This window comes from Agrobacterium sp. RC10-4-1 (assembly GCF_014138475.1).
Classification (GTDB): Bacteria; Pseudomonadota; Alphaproteobacteria; order Rhizobiales; family Rhizobiaceae; genus Agrobacterium; species Agrobacterium pusense.
This window is the reverse complement of the sequence record NZ_JACJIT010000012.1, coordinates 1-20323: the sequence shown is the minus strand read 5'-3', so window position 1 is coordinate 20323 and position 20323 is coordinate 1. Positions and strand designations below refer to the sequence as shown.

The following is a 20323-nucleotide window of genomic DNA, read 5'->3' as shown; positions in this document are numbered from 1 at the left end:
TCACGCGGAAATCGCCGAGCCTTCCCGCTCGGTCACCACAGCGTCAGCGCTGTCTTGTCGGGCGGGTGCCACGCGAGCCCAGCTGTTCCAGCCGAGACGGGCGGGAGCATCGGACTGGCCGAGGCGGCAAAACGGAATGTCCTCCTTTTTCAGGATCACCTGCACATCGAAGTGCAATGCGCTTCCGACGAACAGGCGTGTCATAGAAAATATTTCCGCAAGCCGTTTCGAACCGGGCGTGAGGGCTAGGTAATCCGCATAGGCGACAGGACCGATCACGACCCGGAAGCCGCCGCTCATATCTTCTACAGCGCTTCCCGCTGTCGTGTTCTGTCCGAGCCTCAGTCCTGATGCGTGCCCCAGCTGGCTTTGTTCATGCCGCGGCAAAGTCACCCACCGCCGGCGAAACTGTTCGATATTGACCGGAAGTCCCGTGAATTCGCAAAGCATTGATGTCAGGGCCGAAACATTGCGGTTGCGGCCGGCCAGAAGACCGCTGAAACGCAGGAGCGCGTCTTCGCTTACGCCTGCTTTCTCGACCAGACCGGCAGTGCGGAAACCGGTGAGAGCGAGCAGTGTTTTGCGGAAACCGTTGTCCCTCTGCTCGGTCGACCAGCGCACACCCCTTGCAAGACGGTATTTTTCCGTCGCGGATACGAACAGTTCGCTGAACCTTGCCGCAAATAGGTTGAAGAAGCTGGCCAGCGCGCCTGAACGATTGCGTTCTTCCCGTTGCAGCAGTTCGCCATAGGCCGGCGGCAGCGAACCAAGCGGCCCGACGATGGGCGCGAAGGCTGATTTCAGTTCGGCATGACCGCGCTTGCGGCTGAAACCGCTGACTGCAAGCGGTGTCGGCTGTATTCCGCCATGAGCACCGATCACGATCCCGTCATCCGCCGAAACGAACTGGGCGACGCGAAACGCGGTTGCAGGGTCAAAACGGCCGGGATCGTCGCTGAGAAGCGCCGCCTGCCGGTCTTTGATGGTTGGCGTCTGCTGTTCCATGCCCGTCTCCTACAGCAGCGGCCGGTCGGCCGCGCGGGCTGGCCAGCGGGCAATCGGTTTGGAGTGGCCGCGCATCGTCGCCGTCAGCCTCGTGAAACTGTTGATCGAGGTGTAGAGCCCGAAGAAATGGTTGAGGACGCCGGCGAAAACAAATGCGGCAGGTCGCGCGATCAGTGCCGGGTCAAACTCCACTGTGATATCCGTTCCCGGTACCATGGCCGAGCCAATCCGGGCATGAGAATTCTGCGCCTCGACATTGCTGATCGCGTCCACGAGCTGTCGGGTTTCCGGGCTGTCCCTGAAGGAATAAAGCGAGAGGATGTCCTTCAGTGGCGCGCCGCCGTTGTCGGTGAGCGAAAGATGGTTGAGGAGAAGATGTGAGATCAGCCGCCACTCGCGCGCCGAACGCTCGTTGACGCGGATCGCCTCCGTCGGCGGCATCAGTGCATGGATGGATTTCACCGCCTCGTTGCCGGTGGAAAGCTGCAGGAAGGGGTGCCCGCCGCCAAAGGGAAGCTGGCTTGGCAGTTCACGGTTGAGGCAAAGGGTATCGATGCTTGCCACCATGTCGAGCGGCCCAAGCGGGCCGCGCTTCTGATCCACGAAGGCGATGTCCGTATCGGAAGAGCCGTCATCATCGAACCGGCGCTGTATCTGCCAGTAAACGTTTGCGCCATTATTGCGCTGTGTGCGACCGAAAAACGGAGACGTCTTCTCGGTCTGTCCGGAACGGCTGGTCAGCTGAACGTTTTCAACGGCATAGATCTCGCGCGTCCGCTGCCGCCGTGCATCCGGCAGCAACCTGTATTCCGTCCGCGTACCATCAAGACTGAGCGGTTCGCAGCTTTGTTTGAACAGGTTGATCACAGGTGAGGCGTTCAACACAAAATCTCTGACCGACACCATGCGCTCAAGCCGCGTGTCCGCCGCATCCAGATAGATGTAAAGCTCGCAGTCCCCGCCGCTCCATTTTTGCAACCCGTCAATGTCGAGAAATAGAAATTTCTGTGGCAGCGCGAAGAATTCGGTGAGAAGCCGGTATCCATCAAAACTGTTGGCGGGATATGGCAGCATGGCTTTATCGCGAGAGTATCCGGACGGCGTAAGATTTCCGGCGGGCAGGAAAACGGCTTCCTTGTCCTCGGCGTGACGCGCAAGCGCCATACCGACGCAATGGTTGGTCAAAAGCTCGTAAAGCGCTGTCGCCTGCTGCCATGCGGCGGACAGGAAAATCTGGAGTTTCGTCAGTCCCATTTCCGGGAAAGTACCGCCGCGCGGGGCCGTACTGCGCAGCGAAAGCCGCAAACAGCTGGCCGTGCCGGTAAAGGACGCCGAAAAAGGGGCGTCGATCGGCTGGCCGGTGAGCGTCGCAGCTGCGATCTCCAGTGGAACGATCTCGACGTCCTGCGTGGTGCGGAAACGGCAGCTTTCGCCGCCAACCGGTTCGGCGAGAATTTCGCTGTGACGGGGAAGCGTCTGCACGGTTGCCAGCGCCGGGCTCGGAGCGAATTGCACAACGCTCATCGAAGGGATCGGGGCAAGATAATGTGGATAGAGCGTTTCCAGCAGACTGTCCGATAGTTCGGGAAATTCGTCATCCAGCTTCTGGCGCACCCGGGCGGCAGAATAGGCGAAACTCTGGATCAGACGCTCGACATGCGGGTCGTCGGCGACATCGCCCGTCATCCGCAACCTGCCGGCGATCTTCGGAAAAGCCGCCGCAAAACGGGATGCGCGCTTTCGCAGCGCAAAAAGCTCGTCATTGTATTTTTCGAGGAAGCCTTCAGACATTCGTCGCCTCCACCAGGAATTGCTGCGTGGAAGGATCGATCCGGGATTCAAAGCTGATCGGGGGCATGCCTTCCTGTAGGCGGAAGCTTGCCTGTATGCGCATGCGAAGCGCCCGGTCACCATCCGTGCGGTTTTTCAGGATCGTCACATGCACGTCGGCAAGGCGTGTTTCGAACAGGGAAATCCGCCGCTCGATGCTGCGAGCAAGTCGTGCCTTGGATGCATCCGTCACCAGATTGGCTGAAAGAATGCCATCAACGCCATAGCTCACGAGCGCATCGGACAATTCCTTGAGTGCTGCCGGCGGGCCGGCCGGGTTGCGGCGGGTATTGAGCAACGCCTCGAGGTCGCGGCGGATCACCTCGCGCATCTCGCGGGCCTGATCCTTCAGGCTGACGAGCATATCCGTTTCCGCATCTGGCGCGTCATCGAGCAGCCGGTCCAGAACCGAGCGCGAGAGCGTTCTTTGCCGTGCGCGATATTGCTCAAGCGGTTCAACCACGGGCGATCTGCCTTTCTTCGTCGGACAGGGCGGAAAGCGCGCCGATTTCGTGGAACGGCACCACATCGTCGCCAATCAGCAGGCAGCGTTGGCCGAGACCCGTTATCAGTGGTTTACCCTCATTCCAGTGCGTTTCCCGACCGAGGAGTAGACCGACATCGTCGCCCGCACCGTGATAGATCGCCGGCAGCAGCACGGATGCGACTGCCCCGTCGCGCAACGTCAGTTCGGCGCCGCGAAAGGCGAGGTCGCGCGGGCGGCTCATGGGGTCGATGCTGAGGCTCTCGATGCGTCCGTAATCGATCCAGAGATAGCGGCCGCCATTGGTCAGGACTTCCAGCGCATGCGGAACCCGATCGTCCAGATCGCGGATGTCGGCGGCGCACTTGCCGTCGTGACCGATTGGCACATTGCCGCGTTTTTCGTCGAGTTCATTCAACGCGTCTTTCGCGCCCGCGACATCGCCACTGCGCGCGGCAATGTTCGCCCGGATGGCCAATTGGTCAAGTTCGGAGGGGCCGCCGGGGAAATCCGGTACGGCGCCGCTTTCAAACCACGCATTGCGTGCGGCCATGGCGCGCAGCTGGTGGCGGAAGAGGGAAAAACCGACGCTGTCCTGCGGTGAAAATGTTGCGGCCAGATTGCATTGCGCATCGGCCTTTTCATAGTCGCCGGCGAGGACCAGCAGGTCGATGTAGAAATGGCGGCCATCCTTGTCGGTCGGCCTGGTTTTCACATGGTCCCGCGCGAGCCCGATTGCGTCTTGCAGCTGGTTGTCGTCCAGGAGGCGGGAAATATCGTCGCGCAGCGTCATGCGGATATCCTTTGCGGCTCGGCTGAAGACCGGGATGCGGCTGTGGTCGGCACCGTGGTTTCGGCAATGAGGTGGAAGCTCGTGGAAACGTCATCGAGCTGGAAATGCGGCTGAAGGCGCACGGTGCAGGAGAATGTTCCGGGCTTGCCGGGAACCTCGAAGACATTGATCCCCGCAGAGCGCAGCGGATAGCGCGTGCGCAACGCCGCATCCGCATCGTCGTTGCCGAGCGTATAGGAGGAAAGCCAGCCTTCCAGTTTGCGCTCTATCGTCGTGGCATCGCTGAGCTGGCCGATGTCATCGCGCATGATGACCTTCAGGTAATGCGAGAACCGGGAGGCACACAGCACATATTGCAGCATGGCAGCAAGGCGGGCGTTCTGCCTCGCCGCTTCGGTGGAATAATGGCCGGGTGCATGCAGGGACTGGTTGGCGTTGAAGATCGCCATGCCGGAAAGATAGGTGGTGGAGACGGGTACGATGCCCAGATCGGAAAATTGCTGTTCCTGTCCCGTCGTCAGTTGCACTTCAACGGGTGGCTGAGCGGACAGGCCGTTGCTCTCGATGCCGAGATCGAGCGGCGGCAATTGCCGGGCAGAGAGCATGCCGCCATCCACGGCGTCCTGTGTCACGCCGCGCAGATCCGCAAACCAGCCGGAATCGACGAAATTGCGCACCACAACCGCTGCGAAGGCAAAGGCGGCGTTGCCCCACAGCAGGGTTTCGCCGCTTTCCGCCACATGCTCGCGAAATGGAAATCCGTCATCCCGCCCGCGCGCATAGGGCTTATAGGGAGAGCGTAACAAAACGCGCGGTGCGACAAGGCCTACGAAGCGTGAATCGTCGCGTGTGCGAAGCGCATTCCACCGTAGCCGCGATTTCTCCTGTTTCAGCCAGGAAAAGTCATGGACCCGGCTGAGTTCCGAAAAGTCCTGCAGCCCAACGGTGGAGGGCGAAGCCGCCGCCACGAAAGGGCAGAAAGCGGCCGCAGCCACCATGCCGATCTGTGACAGCGTTGTGATGGAATCGGCACCATCAAGATCATCAGGGGAGAAGGCGTAGTCGCCGATCAGAAGGCCGACCGGTTCGCCGCCCGGCATGCCGAATTCCCGGTTATAGACGACCTCGAAAAGATGGCTCTGGTCGAAGTCGGTGGCGCGTTCCGTGTTGCGGGCAAGGTCGCGCCAGCTGGCGTTCAGCAGTTTCACCTTCACGTCGGTGCTGCGGCCCGCCTCGCGCACGACCATGGCAAGCCCGCGCCATCTCGCCTCCATCGCCTGAAAATCGGGATGGTGGAGAATGGCGTTCACCTGGCCGGTCAGCGCATCGTCGATGAGGGCGATGAGCTGGTCGGCGAAAATGCGGGCGTCCGGAAAGGACTGATGCGCCATGAGCGGGCTCCGGATGATGAACGGGGCCGGGGTGGCGGAGCACCCCGGACCAGGCTCAGTTCTTCGACGGAATACGGGCGACCATGCGAAGCGAGGTCGTCAGTTCTTCCATCTGCAACCAGGGCCGCATCCATGCGACCGCATTGTAGGCGCCGGGTTTGCCGGGCACTTCCTGCACGGTCACCTTGGCATCGCGCAGCGGATACTTGGCGCGGCTTTCCTCACCCGCCTCGTCATTGGCGTTGACATAGTTGGCGATCCAGCGATTGAGCCAGACTTCGCAATCGGACGCTTCCATGAAGGAGCCGATCTTGTCGCGACCCATGACCTTGAGATAATGCGCGAAACGCGACGTCGCCATGATGTAGGGCAGGCGGGCCGAAACGGCGGCGTTGGCCGTTGCTTCCGGCTTGTCGTAGAGCTTCGGCTTGTGTGCGGTCTGGGCGCCGAAAAACACCGCATAGTCGGTGTTCTTGTAGTGGCAGAGCGGCAGGAAGCCGAGTTTGCCGAGTTCGGCGTCGCGGCGGTCGGTAATGCCGACTTCGGTCGGGCATTTCAGATCGAGGTCGCCGTCATCGCTGGAGAAGACATGCATGGGCAGGTTCTCGACCTTGCCGCCGTTTTCAGCCCCACGGATAGCCGTGCACCAGCCGCTTTTTGCGAAGGCATCGGTCAGCTTGGTGCCCATCACGTATGCGGCGTTCATCCAGCAGTATTCGTCATGTTCAAGGTCACCATTCACCGCACCCGTGGTTTCGTCGTAGGCGAAGTCATCGATCGGGTTGGTTTTTGGGCCATAGGGCATACGCGCCAGCACACGCGGAAGAGCGAGAGTGACGAAACGGGAATCGTCGCTTTCGCGGAAGCTGCGCCACTTGGCATATTCGACCGTGTCGAAAATCTTCTCCAGATCGCGCGGTCGGGCGAGATCGCGATAGTCCTCGAAACCGAACATGTGCGGGCTGGCAGCCGAGATGAAGGGCGCGAAGGATGCCGCCGCGATCGATGATAAGCCTTGCAGCAGCTGGACGTCATCGAAGGAATTGTCGAATTCGTAATCGCCGATGATGGCACCGAGCGGTTCGCCGCCGGGGGTGCCGAATTCGTCTTCATAAATCGCCTTGAAGAGGCGGGACTGATCGAATTCGACGGCTTTTTCGAGATCGCGCGCCAGTTCACGCTTGCCGGCATTCATGACGCGGATTTTGAGATTGACGCTCGTTTCGGAGTTCTTGACGAGATAGTTCAACCCACGCCATGTGCCCTCAAGCTTGGTGAATTCGGGTGCCTGCATGATAGCGGCGAGCTGTTCGGAAATCGTGCGGTCCAGCTCCGCGATCGCGTGGTTAAGGGTGACGGTGAGGTTGCGGTCATATTTTACCGTCCCCTTCAGTGCCTGATCGGTCAGCGTACGCAGGAGGTTCTGCGCGCGGTCCGGTTCGGTTTGGCGGGTAGCGGCAACCACCTTGGACAGCAGTCCCTGATCTTCGGCGGTCGTTGCCTGTGCTTCATTTTTCAGCAGGCTCTCAGCGCTCATGTTTCAGTCCTTCCACATGCGGCCTTGCAAATGCCGCTTGAACAGTTGGAAGCCCCAGGCGGGGCCGTTCGAGGAGGTTTTCCTCCGCACAGGCGATTATTCGCTCGCGCCGTTCTTTTCCTTGAGTTCGGAAACCAGCGTTGCGAGGTCGGTCTTGTTTTGCAAAATATCCTCCAGCATCCGCTCCAGATCTTCCGAACGGTCGGCCTTGGAAAGAAGGTCGCGCAGTTCATTGCGGGCATCCAGAAGCGCCTTGAGCGCCGGGACCTGCTGCACGACAGCGCCGGGTTCGAAATCATCCATACTTTCGAACTTCAGGTTGACCTGCATGTCCGTGCCATCTTTCTGTAGCGTATTGGCAACGGAAATATTGAGACCGGGCGTCATGCGCCGCATGACTTCGTCGAAATTGTCGCGGTCGATCTGAACGAATTTCCGCTCCCCGAACGGCTTGAGCGGCTGGGTGGGATTGCCGGAGAAATCACCGAGTACACCGACCACGAAAGGCAGCTCCTTGACCACCATCGCGCCTTCGGTTTCGACTTCGTATTTGATATGAACGCGTGGTTTGCGAACACGCTCCAGCTTCTCATGTACACTTGCCATTTCAACCTCCTTGGTGCCCCCTGGCACAGACGACTGTTACGGAGCGGCGTCGCGCTCCGTGCTTCCTATTTTCCGTTGCTCTCTCCGCTTGGCTTGATGCCGGCGGCGGTTAAGACCGCGTTGCGGACCTGGGCTTCCGGCAAAAGCTCGGCCAGCAGTTCCGAAAAATCCATGCGTCCCCTGCGCACCAGTGTCTCTATGGCAAGGGAGATCGGTGAATGCGGCTCGGTACGGCGGAAGTAACGCGCAACCGAGAGAAGAGTTTCAAATGCTTCGTCGCGCGACAATATGCCTTCCGGTGCGGGCACGGCGGGACGCGCGGGCGCCAGGCCGCTCTCGTCTGAACCGCTGATGCCCACAGGCTCCTGTACGACGGGTGCCGGCTCCTGGTCACGCCCGCCGAGCGAGCGAATTGCAGACGCTGCTTCGACAAGCGTGTTGCGGATATGGGAACTCGGGGGTGCGGATTGCCCGCAGCGCTCGGCAAGGATGGACATGATGGCATCAAACGAGGAGAGGCACGCAGTTACCTCTGCCAACTGGGATGACATCGCCGCAACGCCAGTTTCAGATGCAAGCCGATATAGCTCTTCGCGACGTTTGCTCTCATTTGGGCGCTGCGCGAGTTGAAAGTCCCAGAGGCTGTGTTCGCCAAATTTGCCGCCCGGGATCAATGAGGCGAGGCGCAAAGGCTGAACAAGAGTTCCTTCGCTGCCGACACCGTTAAGTCCCGCTAAAGGTGCAAATTTTTCTTCGTCGTTATCGTCGCTGATCGACCGCAGCGAGTCCCAGTGGTTGTAAAATAGCTCTTTTCCGAGATCGTAGATTTCGCGCAGACCATGGAAGCCACGCAAGCGCAGCGATGCTTCCGCAAGCCACGCCAATATTTCTACATCCCTGCTTTCCGAATATATAATCTGCAATCCAAGATTGCTGACATTATCCCAGCTACTGGATATTTTCAGGTTATCCTGCGGAGAAGCGGCGCGCTCTTCTGTACGAGCCTGGTTTCTTTCGTCCTTAATTCTATAGTATATTTCACGCGTTCTTGCATTGACTCGGATATTTTCTCCGCAATCATTCGAAAAGTCTATATCTGTCTTAACGTTTGGCGCAGTCAACGTCAGTCTATCTCCGAGAAATAGTAATGGATTTTTTGTAGTTACTTCCCTTACGTAAGGCTATTCATACGACAGACTTATTCAAAATGTGTCTAAATTGTGGCGTCTAGTGGTTAATCTCACCTGACAAAAAATCAACTTCGGGGTGGACAAGTTGGTTTCATCATCATATTTACTCCACGTAACGTTGTGGAATGAACCCGGGCAGGAGGCTCATTTGCATGTCGCATATCGATCTCAACCGCCTTGTTGGAGCGCTTGAGCCAGACCTGCGCATTACCCTTGAGGCTGCGGCTTCTGTTGCGGTGCGCATGGGGCACCGATACGTGGATATCCCGCATTGGCTGCTTGCGGTTGTGGATTCCGGCATCTACGCGAAAACGTTCGAAGAATTAAAAATTCCACTTCCGGTATTGCAGGCTGAAATCAGCCGCAGTCTGGAGGAGGCCATCATCGGCGACGGAGAGGCTTTATCGCTCTCCCAGAACATCCTCACGGCGACCCGGGAGGCGTGGATTCTCGCATCGCTGGAGGCTGGCCGCGACCGTGTCACGCTTTGCGATCTGCTGTTGGCGATGGATGAGGAAACCTCACTTCGCTCTTATGTCCGTTCGGCATTTCCCTCTCTCAAGGCGATGGATCGCACCTCGCTAGAGCGTCTTCGCAGCTCAACCGAAAACGGCGCAGGCTTGGATGTTCCGTCCGCGTTGGCAGGCTCAGGGCAGGCAGGGACCGGACAGTCTGCTGGCCAGAGTGATTTCTTGCGCCTTTACACCCAGGACATGACCGCAGATGCCCGCAATGGCAAGGTTGACCCTGTTATCGGCCGCGATGACGAGTTGCGCCAGCTCGTAGATATTCTTACGCGCCGCCGACAGAACAATCCCATCCTGGTAGGTGAGGCGGGCGTTGGCAAAACGGCGGTTGCAGAGGCGCTGGCGCTGGAAATCGCGTCTGGCAACGTTCCGGAAAAGTTGCGCAATGTCCGCCTGCTGAACCTCGATATTTCGCTGCTTCAGGCCGGTGCCGGCGTGAAGGGTGAGTTTGAGCGCCGCCTTCATGGCGTGATCGATGCGGTCAAACGTTCGGCCGAACCGGTCATCCTGTTCATCGATGAAGCCCACGGCCTCGTTGGTGCGGGTGGTGCGGCCGGGCAGGGCGATGCGGCCAATATTCTCAAGCCCGCTCTGGCGCGCGGTGAAGTGCGCACTGTCGCGGCGACGACCTGGAGCGAATACAAGAAATATTTCGAAAAGGATGCGGCGCTAACCCGCCGTTTCCAACCTGTGCACGTGCGCGAGCCGGATGAGAAGACCGCCATACGCATGTTGCGCGGTGTCGCTGACAGCTTCGTTTGCCATCACAACGTTGTCGTTCGTGACGAGGCGATCGTGGCCGCGGTGCAATTATCCGCACGCTACATGCCCGCGCGTCAGTTGCCGGACAAGGCCGTCAGCCTTCTCGATACGGCCGCGGCCGCCGTCTCACTGGCACGGCAGACCCTGCCGGAGCGGCTGCGCGCTATGGAAAGCGAACGGCGCCTTCTCACCGATGAGTTGAACTGGCTTCTGCGTGAACCGCAGGATGATGAGATTGACAGCCGTATTCAGTCGATACGCGGCGAAGTCGAAAAGCTTGAGAGCGGGATCGATGATCTGCGCAGCCGTTACGACGCGGAGATGGCTCAGCTAAGCGAAGACCAGCCGGTTGAAGGCGATGTTTCCAATGTCTCGCCCCTGCGGCCTGCGGTCGAGACGAGACCGGCAAATGCCGAAAGACTTGTCCCGACAGTTGTTGATCGTGAGGCGATCGCCGCCGTCGTTTCGCGATGGACCGGAATTCCACTCGGCAAACTTCTGGCGGACCAGATCGAAAGTGCCCGGACACTCGATGCGCGGATGCGGCAGCGCGTGGTCGGGCAGGATGCTGCAATTGCCCGGATCGCCGATGCTATGCGCACGGCGCGGGCCGGATTATCCGATCCGCGCCGCCCGCCGGCCGTTTTTTTCCTTGTCGGCATGTCCGGAACGGGAAAGACAGAAACCGCGCTGTCGCTTGCCGATATGCTCTACGGCGGCAACAGTCATCTGACGACAATCAACATGTCGGAGTTCAAGGAAGAGCATAAGGTTTCGCTGCTTCTCGGTTCGCCGCCCGGTTACGTCGGTTTCGGCGAAGGCGGCGTGTTGACGGAAGCGGTGCGCCGCCGGCCGTTCGGCGTTCTGCTCTTGGATGAGATCGACAAGGCTCATCCCGGCGTCCAGGATATTTTCTATCAGGTGTTTGACAAGGGCGTGTTGCGCGATGGCGAAGGCCGCGACGTGGATTTCAAGAACACCACCATCTTCATGACGGCCAATACAGGCTCGGAGTTGCTCTCGGCGCTGTCGGCCGATCCCGACACGATGCCGGAAGGCGAAGCGCTCGAAGCGCTTCTGATGCCGGAGCTTACCAAACAGTTCAAGCCCGCGTTCCTCGGGCGCACGATCATTCTACCTTTCATGCCGCTTGGTACGGAGGCGCTTGCAAGGATCGTGGATATGCAGATTGGCAAGATCAGGGAACGTGTGCTCGCAACATATGGCACCGGCCTGGCTCTGTCCAATGCGGCGCGAGACGCCTTGGTGGCGCGCGCCGGTGCAAGTGAGATTGGCGCACGCGCCATTGAAATCATGATCGGCAAGGACCTCCTGCCGCCGCTTTCCAGCTTTTTCCTCGAAAAGGTCATCGCGGGAGAGCGTGTCGGGAAGATTGTTGTCGATTTTGGTGAAAACGGGTTCGGCATTCGTGCCGAAGAGGCTGGGGAAGCAGATGAATTCGCCGTAACCGAAGAGGTTGGGGTGGATAAAGTTGCCGCGTCGGATGGGGCTACTCGACGCATGCGGCATTAAACGAAGGGTAACTCGGCCTCGGAGCAAGAGGTCATTTTAGCTACAGGAGCTTACAGCATGCCAATTTATCTGCAGATTGACGGTATCCAGGGCGACGCCACTCATGAAGAACATCGCAAGTGGATGGATATTGAAGCCATTCACTGGAACGTGGCCCGCAACATGAACACCTCTGCTGGTTCTGCTGCAAACCGCGAGGCATCCGAACCGACCATTTCGGAAGTCATTCTGACCAAGGTTAGCGATTCTTCTTCCACCAAGCTTTTCCAGGAAGCCTGCGCCGGCCGGACCGGCAAGCTCGCGACCATTCATCTGGTGACCACGGGTAATCCGGGCAACACCTATATCGAATATCTGCTGACAAACACGCTTATCGCCAGCTACTCGGTGGATTCCAGCGGTGACCGTCCGGTGGAAACCGTCAAGCTCAACTTCACGAAGATGGAAGTGAAGTACACGCCGTTCGACGACAACAACTCGCCGCAGTCTCCGATGATCGCCTCCTACGATCTGGCGACGACGAAGGCTGCCTGATCGTGACGCGACCCGGTGCCGGCGTTGCCGGCACCGGAACGTTTTCCTTGCAGTTTTGCAGCTCACGTCGTGATGTTTCACGTCGACTTTGGTCGAGGCGGTTTTTTGATGCGCTCCCTACATGCGTTTTTTGTTTCCGTGCCGGTTGTTCTGGCATCGTCCGGTCTTTCGCCGGTCGGTGCGGCGGAACGGACATGGATATTCTCTGGTGCCGAACTCAAGCAGGCCATCGAGGGGAAGCTTGCCCCGGAGGTGTCTGATCCGGAAATGCGGCGGCTGGTTTCAGTTGCAAAATCGAGCGCCTATATCGCCGGCGTGGCCGATCTGACGAGCGGATCGGACTGGTGTGGTGCAGGCGCCGTGGCGCCACATGAACTCACCGACCGAATCTACACCTATCTCGGCGATCTTCCTGCGGAAAAACTAGATGAACAGGCAGCCACTCTCGTGCAGGAGGCGCTCAAGGTCTCCTTTCCCTGTGAGCAGAAAAGTAACTAGTGGGACGAATCATGCGCGTTAACTTTGACACCCTTTATAATAATTATCCGAGCAGCGACCCGTCGCACCCGAACTATGTCAGCCAGCGTGATCTTTTCACGGAAATCGGCTGGGACGATTTCATCGGCAACCCGAACTATCACAATACCTGCGCCATCCGCGTTAGTATCGCTTTCGTGAAATCGGGAATCAACATCGTGCCGGCCTCGCATCGCATCCAGAAAGGTCCCTATGCGGGCAAGGGCATAGAGGTGAACATGCGCCGCCTCGCAAATCTGATGAAACGGACGAGCTATCTCGGCGAGCCGGAGCCGTTTACACCTGCGACGGCGCGTAATGGCATCGGTGCGCGTAACGGTGTTGTGGCGTTCAACAATATCCCTGGTTACACCGGCGGCGGCCATATCGATCTTGTGCGGGGCGGATCAGAGGCGACCCAATGCGCATCGGCCTGCTACTACAATTCGGAAACGATCTGGTTCTGGCCACTTCAGTCCAGCCGCGGGTCCTGATTAGGAGTGTTCCATGGACGACCAGTCGTCACTTTCTGATTTCGTTCAGGCAAGCCGCGTCCTCAAGGTCAAGTCGCCCCTTGGCGAGGATCAGCTTCTGCCGGAGCGTCTGACCGTCGAGGAAGGCGTGTCGCAGCTCTTTGACATTCGCCTGACGGTGCGTGCCAAGAAGGAAGCGGTTAAGCCCGAGGAATTGATCGGGCGGCTGGTCGATGTCTCGGTCGAAATCAGCCAGGGCGAGGGTGAGGGCGGCGGCGTCCGCCGTCCCTTTAACGGCCTAGTGACGGAGCTGCACGAAGGCCCACCAATCACGCGTGGTTTGCGCTCTTACGCCATGACTATCCGGCCGCAGATGTGGTTGCTGTCACGGCGTTCCGACTGCCGTATCTGGATGGACAAGACGGCACTGGATGTCGTCGAGACGCTGTTTTCAGAACACGGCATTCCTGCACCCGATACGTCAGGCATCATTTCGCCGCCTCCTGCGCAGCACTACAGCGTGCAGTTTAACGAGACCGATCTGGATTATCTCACCCGCCGTTTCGAAGAGGATGGCCTGTTCTACTGGTTCAGCCACGAGGATGGCAGCCACAAGCTGCATGTGGCCGATAGCGCCAGCGGCTGGCTCGGGCCGTCGCCGGCCGCGCAGGGTGAGGGGACGGTGCGTCTGGCGCAGGGTTCGTCGGATCGCAACCACATCAATGACTGGGCGCGGCGGTTCTCCTATGTCTCCGGCCAGCGGGCGGGTGCGGACTGGAATTTCGAGACGCCGGGCATGGTGCCGGGCACGATGACGCCATCACTGGTGCAAATGCCGGATGCGATGAAGCGCGAGCTTTACGAATATCCGGCTCGCATCAGGACAGTGGAGGAGGCGGAGCGGGCGCAGAAACTGCGCACCCAGGCGATCGAGGCCGACCACGACCGGGTATTCGGGTCCTCGACCTCACGCATTCTCGAAGCCGGCCGTCGCTTTACGCCTTACGAGGTCGCCCATCCCGAACATGCCTATGAAGAACACGTTATCATCAGGGCAAGCCACAGCATTGTCGATCTCTCCTATGAGACAAACAGTAACGAACCTGAGTATCGCAACCACTTCGAGGCGATTCCGTCCCGCGTGCCGCTGACGCCGCACCGGACAACGAAGCGCCCACGCATCGAAGGCACGCAGGTGGCGATCGTCGCTGGCCCCGAGGGTGAGGAAATCCATCCGGATCAATATGGCCGAATCAAGCTGTGGTTCCCTTGGGATCGCAAGGCGAAGAAGGATGGCACGGATACGTGCTGGGTGCGAGTAGCACAGAACTGGGCGGGCTCCACCTGGGGCGGTCAGATCATCCCCCGCATTGGCATGGAAGTGATGGTTGCCTTTGTCGATGGCGATCCGGACCGGCCACTGGTAACCGGCGTGGTGCCGAATGCGCGTCAGACGGTGCCTTATGACCTCCCTGCCAACAAGACCAAGAGTACATTCCGGACTAACACGCACAAAGGTTCGGGCTTCAACGAACTCACTTTCGAAGACGAGAATGGCCGCGAGGAAATTTACATTCACGCCCAGAAAGACCGCAATGAAAAAATCCGAAACAATCACAGCGAACGGATTGATAATAACTGGGTCCAGTCGGTTGGCCACAATAAGTCGATCGAAGTTCGCAACAACCACCACGAGGTTATTGGTGGCAATATGATGGTTACAGTTGGGCCGAGCGGGATCGGAAGGGTCGTGAATTCGGTGCTGAATTCGCTTGTGAGCGGGATTGGCGACGTTGCAAAGAACCTCGGTTTCCCAGGGCTTCTCAATCCTGGCGAGGGCAATATGTCCGTCATCGTCGAGAAGAACAATACTGAAAGCGTGGGTGTGTTCAAAGCCGTCAACGTAGGGGCCGGAATGGCTACCAATGTCGGTATGTCCTACAGCGTCAATGCAGGAACGCGTGTCAATCTCATGAGCAACGACACAATGTCGCTATCTGCGCAAAACAGCGCGACCGTACATAGCGGCGGCGAATTACACCTGACTTGCGGAAAGGCCAATGTTTTGATGCATGAGGATGGAACTGTCACGTTGAGCGGTACGAAGCTCTTTCTCGACTTTGCAGAGATCGAGATCAATGGCGAACAGCGTGTTGTCGTCAATGGCGGAAGGATAGATTTGAATTGAGAAGCAATATGATGAGAATCCTGGCCCCGGCATGTGTGATCCTTATGGCCTCCAGCTCTTTTTCCTTTGCACTTGAATGCGAAACCGATCCGGCCAAATTCGCCTTCACATCGGATACGCCATCCACCTTCAATATCGGAGAGAAGCAGGATGTTGACCGAGCCTATGCAGGGCTTGCGGCCCGTCTTGGTCCGTTAGACAGCTATACGAAAACGCGCATTTTCTATTCTAAAGGTTATGAGGACATCAGGGACTACGACTGTAGGGACGAAAAGTGCCGAGCGATGGAGGTTCTGGAGGGGCTCCAGCAATGTGGCGCGGGCGGCATGGCCAAGAAGGACGCGTGTTATCCACTGGCGGTCGTTTACAAACAGAAGCTCTATTGCCTTCTTTACCCGGGACAGCAGAACTTCGATCCGTCGAAACCGTTCGTACCCTATGTGCCATTCAAATACGGTCAGGCGGAGCAATGAGCGACAGCGCATTTCCCTATGGCAACGACTTGAAAACTCCCGACTCCTGGGCTGGATTGGCACATACCAAATCCCAGTCATGGCTGATTGGTTATGACAGTGGCGCATCGCTGATTCTTGGTGCGCACACCTTTTTGTTGTTCGGCCGGGAGAACCTGTGCGCCTGTGTCGCCTCGTTCTACGGGGCCGGCCTCTCAGCAGGTTATGGCATGTCCAATGCCGCTAAGCGCGTTGAACGCGGCGGAGGGCAGTCGATGAGGATCGGTCAGGGCGGCGGTGCTTCCGAACAACTCAAGACGATAGAGGATATGAAAACCGCAAAGGACATATCGGACATCCCGACAGCGGGCGACCAGTATGATTCCGCTGAAAAAATTTATCGTTTTCTTGCTGCGCAACAGAACGGAATGAGCGCTCTCAAACCGTTTTGTATCAACGATCTGGATTACACCATGGGGTGGGTCTCAGGGGCGTCTGTTGATGCGGCAATAGGGGTCGGGACATATTACCTTGCCGACGCCCGCAATCTTTTCAAAGGGGCGACGGCCCTCAATGTCAAAACCGAGGCTACCTTGGTTGGCGCGTCCCTGGGTTCCATGATGGGCTTTTGGCGAGTTAAAAAATGGTACTCGTTGTGGAACGAGTTGTCCCGGTCAAAACGCGAGGAATACCCTTTCCAAGCCTACAACGTTCATCCATTTTTCCGTGAATGGAAGTCGGAAGAATATACCTATCAAAAGCAGCTTGATCGTATTGCGGAACAGGACCGTATCATCAACTCGATCACTAGGGACATGCAGATAAATCCCGCTAAATACGGTTTCCCTGATTCCGGCTATGCACTGCAGAGGTCGGTAGAAATGACCGAGAAATTCTATTCGGGTGCGCGTTCCCCTGACAGTAACCCGTTCATGCCTTGGGTACCTATGGACAAGCAACATATATTCTATGAGGGGAGGTGAGGCCGCATGGTATCAAAGCCAGTGAAATTTGACGACGGGTCGAATCCGGCGGGAATTTGGCTAGAGCTCCATTCCACCGAGCGCCAGTGGAAAAATACCTATGTACGCATGCTCAATGCGGGTGGCTCAAGCCGTGACATAGCTCTGAAAGCGATAAGAACCCAACATGAGCTGTTGGCAAATCTAGCACAATTCCCTGCCGACAGATGGAGAATGCTGTGCGATGGCCAAGGCTGGACACCGGTGGGCTGCTCCGCTTTGTCGTGGTGTCAGGGGGATGTCACCTTTTCCGAGGTCGCAGGACGCGGCAAAAGTTTGCATTGGCAGATCGACCCTGAAATCGGCAGCGATTTTGCTGCCCTTATGCTCAATCCCGCTATTGTTCCGGTAGATCTGAGTGCGCTTCTGCGCACCGAGGATGACGATTTTGCCGTTGCGCTCGCCTTGGCCTCGAAGCCCGAACGGCTCCCTGGATCGTTTGTCCCGCCGCAGGGAGCACGGCTTGGGTTACTGACACGCGCCATGCTTCAGGCGCGCTGAAAAGGGGATACAGCCGATGCCCAAAGCTCATCGCCGCGCCGATATAGGTTCCTCCCATTCCTGCCATTTTCCACCCACACCGGCGACCGGTGGTAGTAATAATGTCTATGTGAATGGTCGGCCGCTGATGCGCGTCGGGGATGCCTATTTGCCGCATGGCTGCCCATCCTGCCCGAAGCCCTCACATCCGCGGGCTTTGGCGGCTGGAGCATCCACCGTCTTCATCAACGGCAAGCGGGCCGGTCGAGTAGGCGATGCGATTGACTGTGGCGGCAATGCGCAAACCGGTTCGACCGACGTCTACATCGGCGACCGTGAGCCAAAGGGCGGCAGTGATGCCACCTCGTGCCAGACAAGCATGGCCGCGCGGTCCGTTCCGACGGTTAGAGGATAAGATGCAGAGTCAGCTTAACGACGGAGCGGAGGTGCCAGCGGTCGGTCAGGTTTATCTGAAACGCCTCTCTCGGATTGCGGACAGTTGCGACAGGCGAATCTATGCGGTGCTGGACGGAGCTCTCTTCGGTAACCTAACAGCGGATCTTTCGGCGGCTGGTTTGTGCCACAGGCCGCTCTATCGGTCGGCTGGTTCCAATTCCGCAATCGTGCTCGGCGGGCCGTGGCTCGTTTCACTTAGTCTTTCGCCGCCGGTCTCAAGTGGGCCGGATAGCTTGGTCGAGACGGCGGAGCCAAGCGACGAGGAACTGCAGGCGCTGGCAGCGAAATTGTCGAATGACATGGCGAAAGCAGTGGCCAATGGTGATGAAAGTGGCCGCGGCTTGATGCCAGCCGACGAGATCAATTTGCCTGGGCGGGTAAAGAGCAGAATAGAGGCCCTGCTCGAGCTTATCGCAGACAGGCCGGCTGTGGTATTCTGGGTCGGTGATCGCGCCCTTTCTGAGGAAACAATCTACAGGCATCTTCGTGGTATTAACCGTATCCTTCTGCCGCTTGAGCGAGACGCGCTCGCGGGATTGAGCGGTTCGGTTTCCGGAGACGCCGGAGATATCTCCTTGGCAGCTGGCGATGCGCAAGAAGGGGCATCGTTCGCCCTTGATCTTGAAGAGGCGCGGGGGCGTAGCGAAATTGTTGTTTTCCGCCATGCCGACCCGAATGTCATGATGCAGGTGTTGCCGGCGCTCTCGCCGCAACAGGTGGTGCGCCTCATGGGCCCGGCCGAAGAAATCTACTTCGCTCCGTCCGAGGCATGGGGTGGGAGCATCAAGCGCGCTCATCGACCAGTTGATGTCGTCGCGCAAGGCGGCATGTTGCGCCTGACTCCTGAGAATATTGAGGCCATCAGTGCATCGCGAATGGTCGCCGCGCGTCGCCGCCGAGTGGCGGCCTTTCAAAGGTCCGCGCCGCACTTGCTACAAGGCATGGACGAGCGCGAGGCGCTCATATTCATGGAACGATATGAAACACAGGCACGAATTTACGGGTTGAAAACCGAGCGCGGATTCTTTCAGTGGACCTACCTTATGAGCGCAAGCAACGGGCGCTTCATCGAAGCACCTGATATTCGCCAGAACCTCAAAGGCCGCAATCCTGACGCTCGGCTGGATGAAATGATGCGGCTGATGGCGAATGCGGCGAAAGAACGGGGGGGTGCATGACTGCCGTGGCTGCTGCTGGCGGGGAGGTTCTGCTTGGCCGTGCGGCTGCAGGCGTAGCAACGAGGCTCGGTGCCCGCGCCGCGCTCGGTTTTCTTGGGCCAGTTGGTGCAGCAATCGGCCTCGCCATGCTGGCCTATGAAGGCTACGAACTCTACAAGATGTACAATGAGAGCCATTCTGAACCCGCCGATGGCGAGGCGGGAAGCTGCACTGGGAACTGCGATTCGGCAAAGGCGGAAGAACAGAAGAAGCGGCAAGAGGAACTGGAAGATGAAGCGGGCGTCAGTCAACAGACCAAGGGCAAGACAAAACACGGCGAAAAGGATGGCGGTATGGCGGAAGCCGAACGCGACTTCGATTCCTTGAAACCGGACAAGGAGAAAGGTATCGAAACCCAATACGGGCCGGGCCGCACGGGGGAACTGGAAGACGGCAGCAAAGTTACTGTCCGTCCGGGAAGCTCTGACGGTCGTCCGACGTTGCAGATACGTAGGCCAAACGGTCGTCAGACCGAGATTCGGTATAATGACGGACCTGGGGTTTAATTATGGACTTCATTGGAAAAGATTGCACGCTGGACCATCTGGCGATTCGAAACAGAAATTTCGCGGCGAGGATTTACCCCGAATTTCCGAGCGAGGAGGAAATCGCTCTTGTCGCCGCGCGTATCAGTAGTGACGAGATTGATTTCGCTGCTTACGAGTTCGGTCAGCTTCCGCGCCGTTTTGCACCGCAACCGGTCGGGTTGATGCTTGATGCACTGTTTGAAAATTCGCCCTATAGCCTTCTGATCCATTTTTCAGCTCATGATCTCTGGATCTGGGCGCCGGAGGATCACGAATACTTCGTTGTCTTTGGTGATACCAATCTGGTCCAGGCGATAGAACGAAGTGATATTTTCTCATACAGCTTTGCTGAGTACCTTGGCAGTGGTGTTTTGTCGCAAGCGACGGTCACACATCTTCGCGGCGTAGCATCGAACTATACCATCGGGTAATGGCGGATGACCCCACTGAGGGCTGATCACGGATGTACGGGAAGGGTCTGGGAATGTGTTCGCTGGCCGGTACCTAGGTCATCTACACCAAGAGCGGAACGAATGCGATCGCGAAGGTCAACAATTTGGACCTCGAGTTCAGCGTTTAAGCGCATCTTGCAGATTTGCCGAGCCAGAAGAGGAATTTGTATCCGCTGAACGTCGAGGTGGCTTTGAACAGCCCGCGTGGCCACGCGCAACCGCAGCGCAATACGCAGGCACGTCAATTTTAGACCAAGTGACCTTGCCCCGTTGAAATAATCCATTTTGAAGTAAGGTCTGGCCCAATGAGAGGACCAGGGAATGAAGCGCAATCGTTTTACAGAAGAA

Annotated in this window: 21 protein-coding genes; 12 read left to right on the top strand and 9 right to left on the bottom strand. The window is 58.1% G+C overall.

Annotated elements, in window-relative coordinates:
• From tssG to tssA, 8 genes are all read right to left on the bottom strand, one after another.
• A complete protein-coding gene (gene tssG / locus FHW77_RS25000; RefSeq protein WP_182590928.1) occupies positions 1–1005 on the bottom strand; it encodes a type VI secretion system baseplate subunit TssG in 1005 nt (334 codons plus the stop codon).
• Between the two features lie 9 nt (positions 1006–1014).
• Positions 1015–2796 carry a type VI secretion system baseplate subunit TssF gene (gene tssF / locus FHW77_RS24995; RefSeq protein WP_112742018.1) on the bottom strand — a complete coding sequence of 594 codons (1782 nt, stop codon included), beginning with the start codon at positions 2794–2796 and terminating at the stop codon, positions 1015–1017.
• Positions 2789–3298 carry a type VI secretion system baseplate subunit TssE gene (tssE, locus tag FHW77_RS24990; RefSeq protein ID WP_112742020.1) on the bottom strand — a complete coding sequence of 170 codons (510 nt, stop codon included), beginning with the start codon at positions 3296–3298 and terminating at the stop codon, positions 2789–2791. Before tssE ends, tssF begins: the two co-directional genes overlap by 8 nt.
• On the bottom strand, positions 3291–4112 hold the full coding sequence (locus tag FHW77_RS24985; RefSeq protein WP_182590927.1) for a type VI secretion system accessory protein TagJ: 822 nt from the start codon (positions 4110–4112) through the stop codon (positions 3291–3293). The genes tssE and FHW77_RS24985 overlap by 8 nt, the downstream gene beginning before the upstream one ends.
• Positions 4109–5503, bottom strand: a complete 1395-nt coding sequence (gene tssC / locus FHW77_RS24980; RefSeq protein WP_182590926.1) for a type VI secretion system contractile sheath large subunit — start codon at positions 5501–5503, stop codon at positions 4109–4111. The genes FHW77_RS24985 and tssC (FHW77_RS24980) overlap by 4 nt, the downstream gene beginning before the upstream one ends.
• 55 nt (positions 5504–5558) lie before the next feature.
• Positions 5559–7040 carry a type VI secretion system contractile sheath large subunit gene (gene tssC, locus FHW77_RS24975; protein ID WP_182590925.1) on the bottom strand — a complete coding sequence of 494 codons (1482 nt, stop codon included), beginning with the start codon at positions 7038–7040 and terminating at the stop codon, positions 5559–5561.
• A gap of 96 nt (positions 7041–7136) precedes the next feature.
• The gene (tssB, locus tag FHW77_RS24970; protein ID WP_010973761.1) at positions 7137–7646 is read right to left on the bottom strand and encodes a type VI secretion system contractile sheath small subunit; all 510 of its coding nucleotides are present in this window, start codon (positions 7644–7646) and stop codon (positions 7137–7139) included.
• A gap of 65 nt (positions 7647–7711) precedes the next feature.
• Positions 7712–8767 (bottom strand): type VI secretion system protein TssA, encoded by a 1056-nt coding sequence (gene tssA, locus FHW77_RS24965; protein WP_182590924.1) that lies wholly within the window; start codon positions 8765–8767, stop codon positions 7712–7714.
• Positions 8768–8988: 221 nt separating this feature from the next.
• On the opposite strand from tssA, the gene tssH reads away from it, so the two are divergent.
• The 12 genes from tssH to FHW77_RS24905 all read left to right on the top strand — a co-directional run bounded on the left by tssH (position 8989) and on the right by FHW77_RS24905 (position 19954).
• Positions 8989–11658 (top strand): type VI secretion system ATPase TssH, encoded by a 2670-nt coding sequence (gene tssH / locus FHW77_RS24960; protein WP_182590923.1) that lies wholly within the window; start codon positions 8989–8991, stop codon positions 11656–11658.
• A 57-nt stretch (positions 11659–11715) separates the two neighbouring features.
• Positions 11716–12192, top strand: a complete 477-nt coding sequence (locus tag FHW77_RS24955) for an Hcp family type VI secretion system effector (RefSeq protein WP_004431488.1) — start codon at positions 11716–11718, stop codon at positions 12190–12192.
• A gap of 108 nt (positions 12193–12300) precedes the next feature.
• On the top strand, positions 12301–12690 hold the full coding sequence (locus tag FHW77_RS24950; protein WP_182590922.1) for a Rap1a/Tai family immunity protein: 390 nt from the start codon (positions 12301–12303) through the stop codon (positions 12688–12690).
• A gap of 11 nt (positions 12691–12701) precedes the next feature.
• Positions 12702–13202 (top strand): type VI secretion system amidase effector protein Tae4, encoded by a 501-nt coding sequence (locus FHW77_RS24945; RefSeq protein ID WP_174150025.1) that lies wholly within the window; start codon positions 12702–12704, stop codon positions 13200–13202.
• A gap of 13 nt (positions 13203–13215) precedes the next feature.
• Entirely contained in the window at positions 13216–15369 is a 2154-nt protein-coding gene (gene tssI, locus FHW77_RS24940; protein WP_174150024.1) for a type VI secretion system tip protein TssI/VgrG, read from the top strand.
• Positions 15370–15413: 44 nt separating this feature from the next.
• Positions 15414–15842 carry a hypothetical protein gene (locus tag FHW77_RS24935; protein ID WP_182590921.1) on the top strand — a complete coding sequence of 143 codons (429 nt, stop codon included), beginning with the start codon at positions 15414–15416 and terminating at the stop codon, positions 15840–15842.
• A complete protein-coding gene (locus FHW77_RS24930; RefSeq protein WP_182590920.1) occupies positions 15839–16804 on the top strand; it encodes a hypothetical protein in 966 nt (321 codons plus the stop codon). Before FHW77_RS24935 ends, FHW77_RS24930 begins: the two co-directional genes overlap by 4 nt.
• A gap of 6 nt (positions 16805–16810) precedes the next feature.
• Positions 16811–17344, top strand: a complete 534-nt coding sequence (locus FHW77_RS24925) for a hypothetical protein (protein ID WP_286086158.1) — start codon at positions 16811–16813, stop codon at positions 17342–17344.
• Between the two features lie 16 nt (positions 17345–17360).
• The gene (locus tag FHW77_RS24920; protein ID WP_173615056.1) at positions 17361–17738 is read left to right on the top strand and encodes a PAAR domain-containing protein; all 378 of its coding nucleotides are present in this window, start codon (positions 17361–17363) and stop codon (positions 17736–17738) included.
• A 1-nt stretch (position 17739) separates the two neighbouring features.
• Positions 17740–18957, top strand: a complete 1218-nt coding sequence (locus FHW77_RS24915; protein WP_286086157.1) for a hypothetical protein — start codon at positions 17740–17742, stop codon at positions 18955–18957.
• Positions 18954–19502, top strand: coding sequence for a hypothetical protein (locus FHW77_RS24910; protein ID WP_173615054.1), 549 nt, complete (start codon positions 18954–18956; stop codon positions 19500–19502). The genes FHW77_RS24915 and FHW77_RS24910 overlap by 4 nt, the downstream gene beginning before the upstream one ends.
• A 2-nt stretch (positions 19503–19504) precedes the next feature.
• Positions 19505–19954: a hypothetical protein gene (locus FHW77_RS24905; RefSeq protein WP_182590918.1), complete on the top strand. Its 450-nt coding sequence runs from the start codon at positions 19505–19507 to the stop codon at positions 19952–19954.
• Positions 19955–19980: 26 nt separating this feature from the next.
• On the opposite strand, the gene FHW77_RS26625 is transcribed toward FHW77_RS24905, so the two are convergent.
• A partial coding sequence (locus tag FHW77_RS26625) for a hypothetical protein (RefSeq protein ID WP_210277076.1) occupies positions 19981–20323 on the bottom strand: 343 nt, incomplete at its 5' end.

Excerpts from the sequence above, each read along its gene's own strand:
- FHW77_RS24930 (WP_182590920.1), top strand. The coding sequence starts at position 15,839 with ATGAGCGACAGCGCATTTCCCTATGGCAACGACTTGAAAACTCCCGAC.
- FHW77_RS24935 (WP_182590921.1), top strand. The coding sequence starts at position 15,414 with ATGGCCTCCAGCTCTTTTTCCTTTGCACTTGAATGCGAAACCGATCCG.
- FHW77_RS24905 (WP_182590918.1), top strand. The coding sequence starts at position 19,505 with ATGGACTTCATTGGAAAAGATTGCACGCTGGACCATCTGGCGATTCGA.
- FHW77_RS24910 (WP_173615054.1), top strand. The coding sequence starts at position 18,954 with ATGACTGCCGTGGCTGCTGCTGGCGGGGAGGTTCTGCTTGGCCGTGCG.
- FHW77_RS24955 (WP_004431488.1), top strand. The coding sequence starts at position 11,716 with ATGCCAATTTATCTGCAGATTGACGGTATCCAGGGCGACGCCACTCAT.
- FHW77_RS24915 (WP_286086157.1), top strand. The coding sequence starts at position 17,740 with ATGCAGAGTCAGCTTAACGACGGAGCGGAGGTGCCAGCGGTCGGTCAG.
- tssB (WP_010973761.1), bottom strand. The coding sequence starts at position 7,646 with ATGGCAAGTGTACATGAGAAGCTGGAGCGTGTTCGCAAACCACGCGTT.
- FHW77_RS24925 (WP_286086158.1), top strand. The coding sequence starts at position 16,811 with ATGGTATCAAAGCCAGTGAAATTTGACGACGGGTCGAATCCGGCGGGA.
- tssF (WP_112742018.1), bottom strand. The coding sequence starts at position 2,796 with ATGTCTGAAGGCTTCCTCGAAAAATACAATGACGAGCTTTTTGCGCTG.
- FHW77_RS24985 (WP_182590927.1), bottom strand. The coding sequence starts at position 4,112 with ATGACGCTGCGCGACGATATTTCCCGCCTCCTGGACGACAACCAGCTG.
- tssG (WP_182590928.1), bottom strand. The coding sequence starts at position 1,005 with ATGGAACAGCAGACGCCAACCATCAAAGACCGGCAGGCGGCGCTTCTC.
- FHW77_RS24945 (WP_174150025.1), top strand. The coding sequence starts at position 12,702 with ATGCGCGTTAACTTTGACACCCTTTATAATAATTATCCGAGCAGCGAC.
- FHW77_RS24920 (WP_173615056.1), top strand. The coding sequence starts at position 17,361 with ATGCCCAAAGCTCATCGCCGCGCCGATATAGGTTCCTCCCATTCCTGC.
- tssH (WP_182590923.1), top strand. The coding sequence starts at position 8,989 with ATGTCGCATATCGATCTCAACCGCCTTGTTGGAGCGCTTGAGCCAGAC.
- tssC (WP_182590925.1), bottom strand. The coding sequence starts at position 7,040 with ATGAGCGCTGAGAGCCTGCTGAAAAATGAAGCACAGGCAACGACCGCC.
- FHW77_RS24950 (WP_182590922.1), top strand. The coding sequence starts at position 12,301 with ATGCGCTCCCTACATGCGTTTTTTGTTTCCGTGCCGGTTGTTCTGGCA.
- tssC (WP_182590926.1), bottom strand. The coding sequence starts at position 5,503 with ATGGCGCATCAGTCCTTTCCGGACGCCCGCATTTTCGCCGACCAGCTC.
- tssI (WP_174150024.1), top strand. The coding sequence starts at position 13,216 with ATGGACGACCAGTCGTCACTTTCTGATTTCGTTCAGGCAAGCCGCGTC.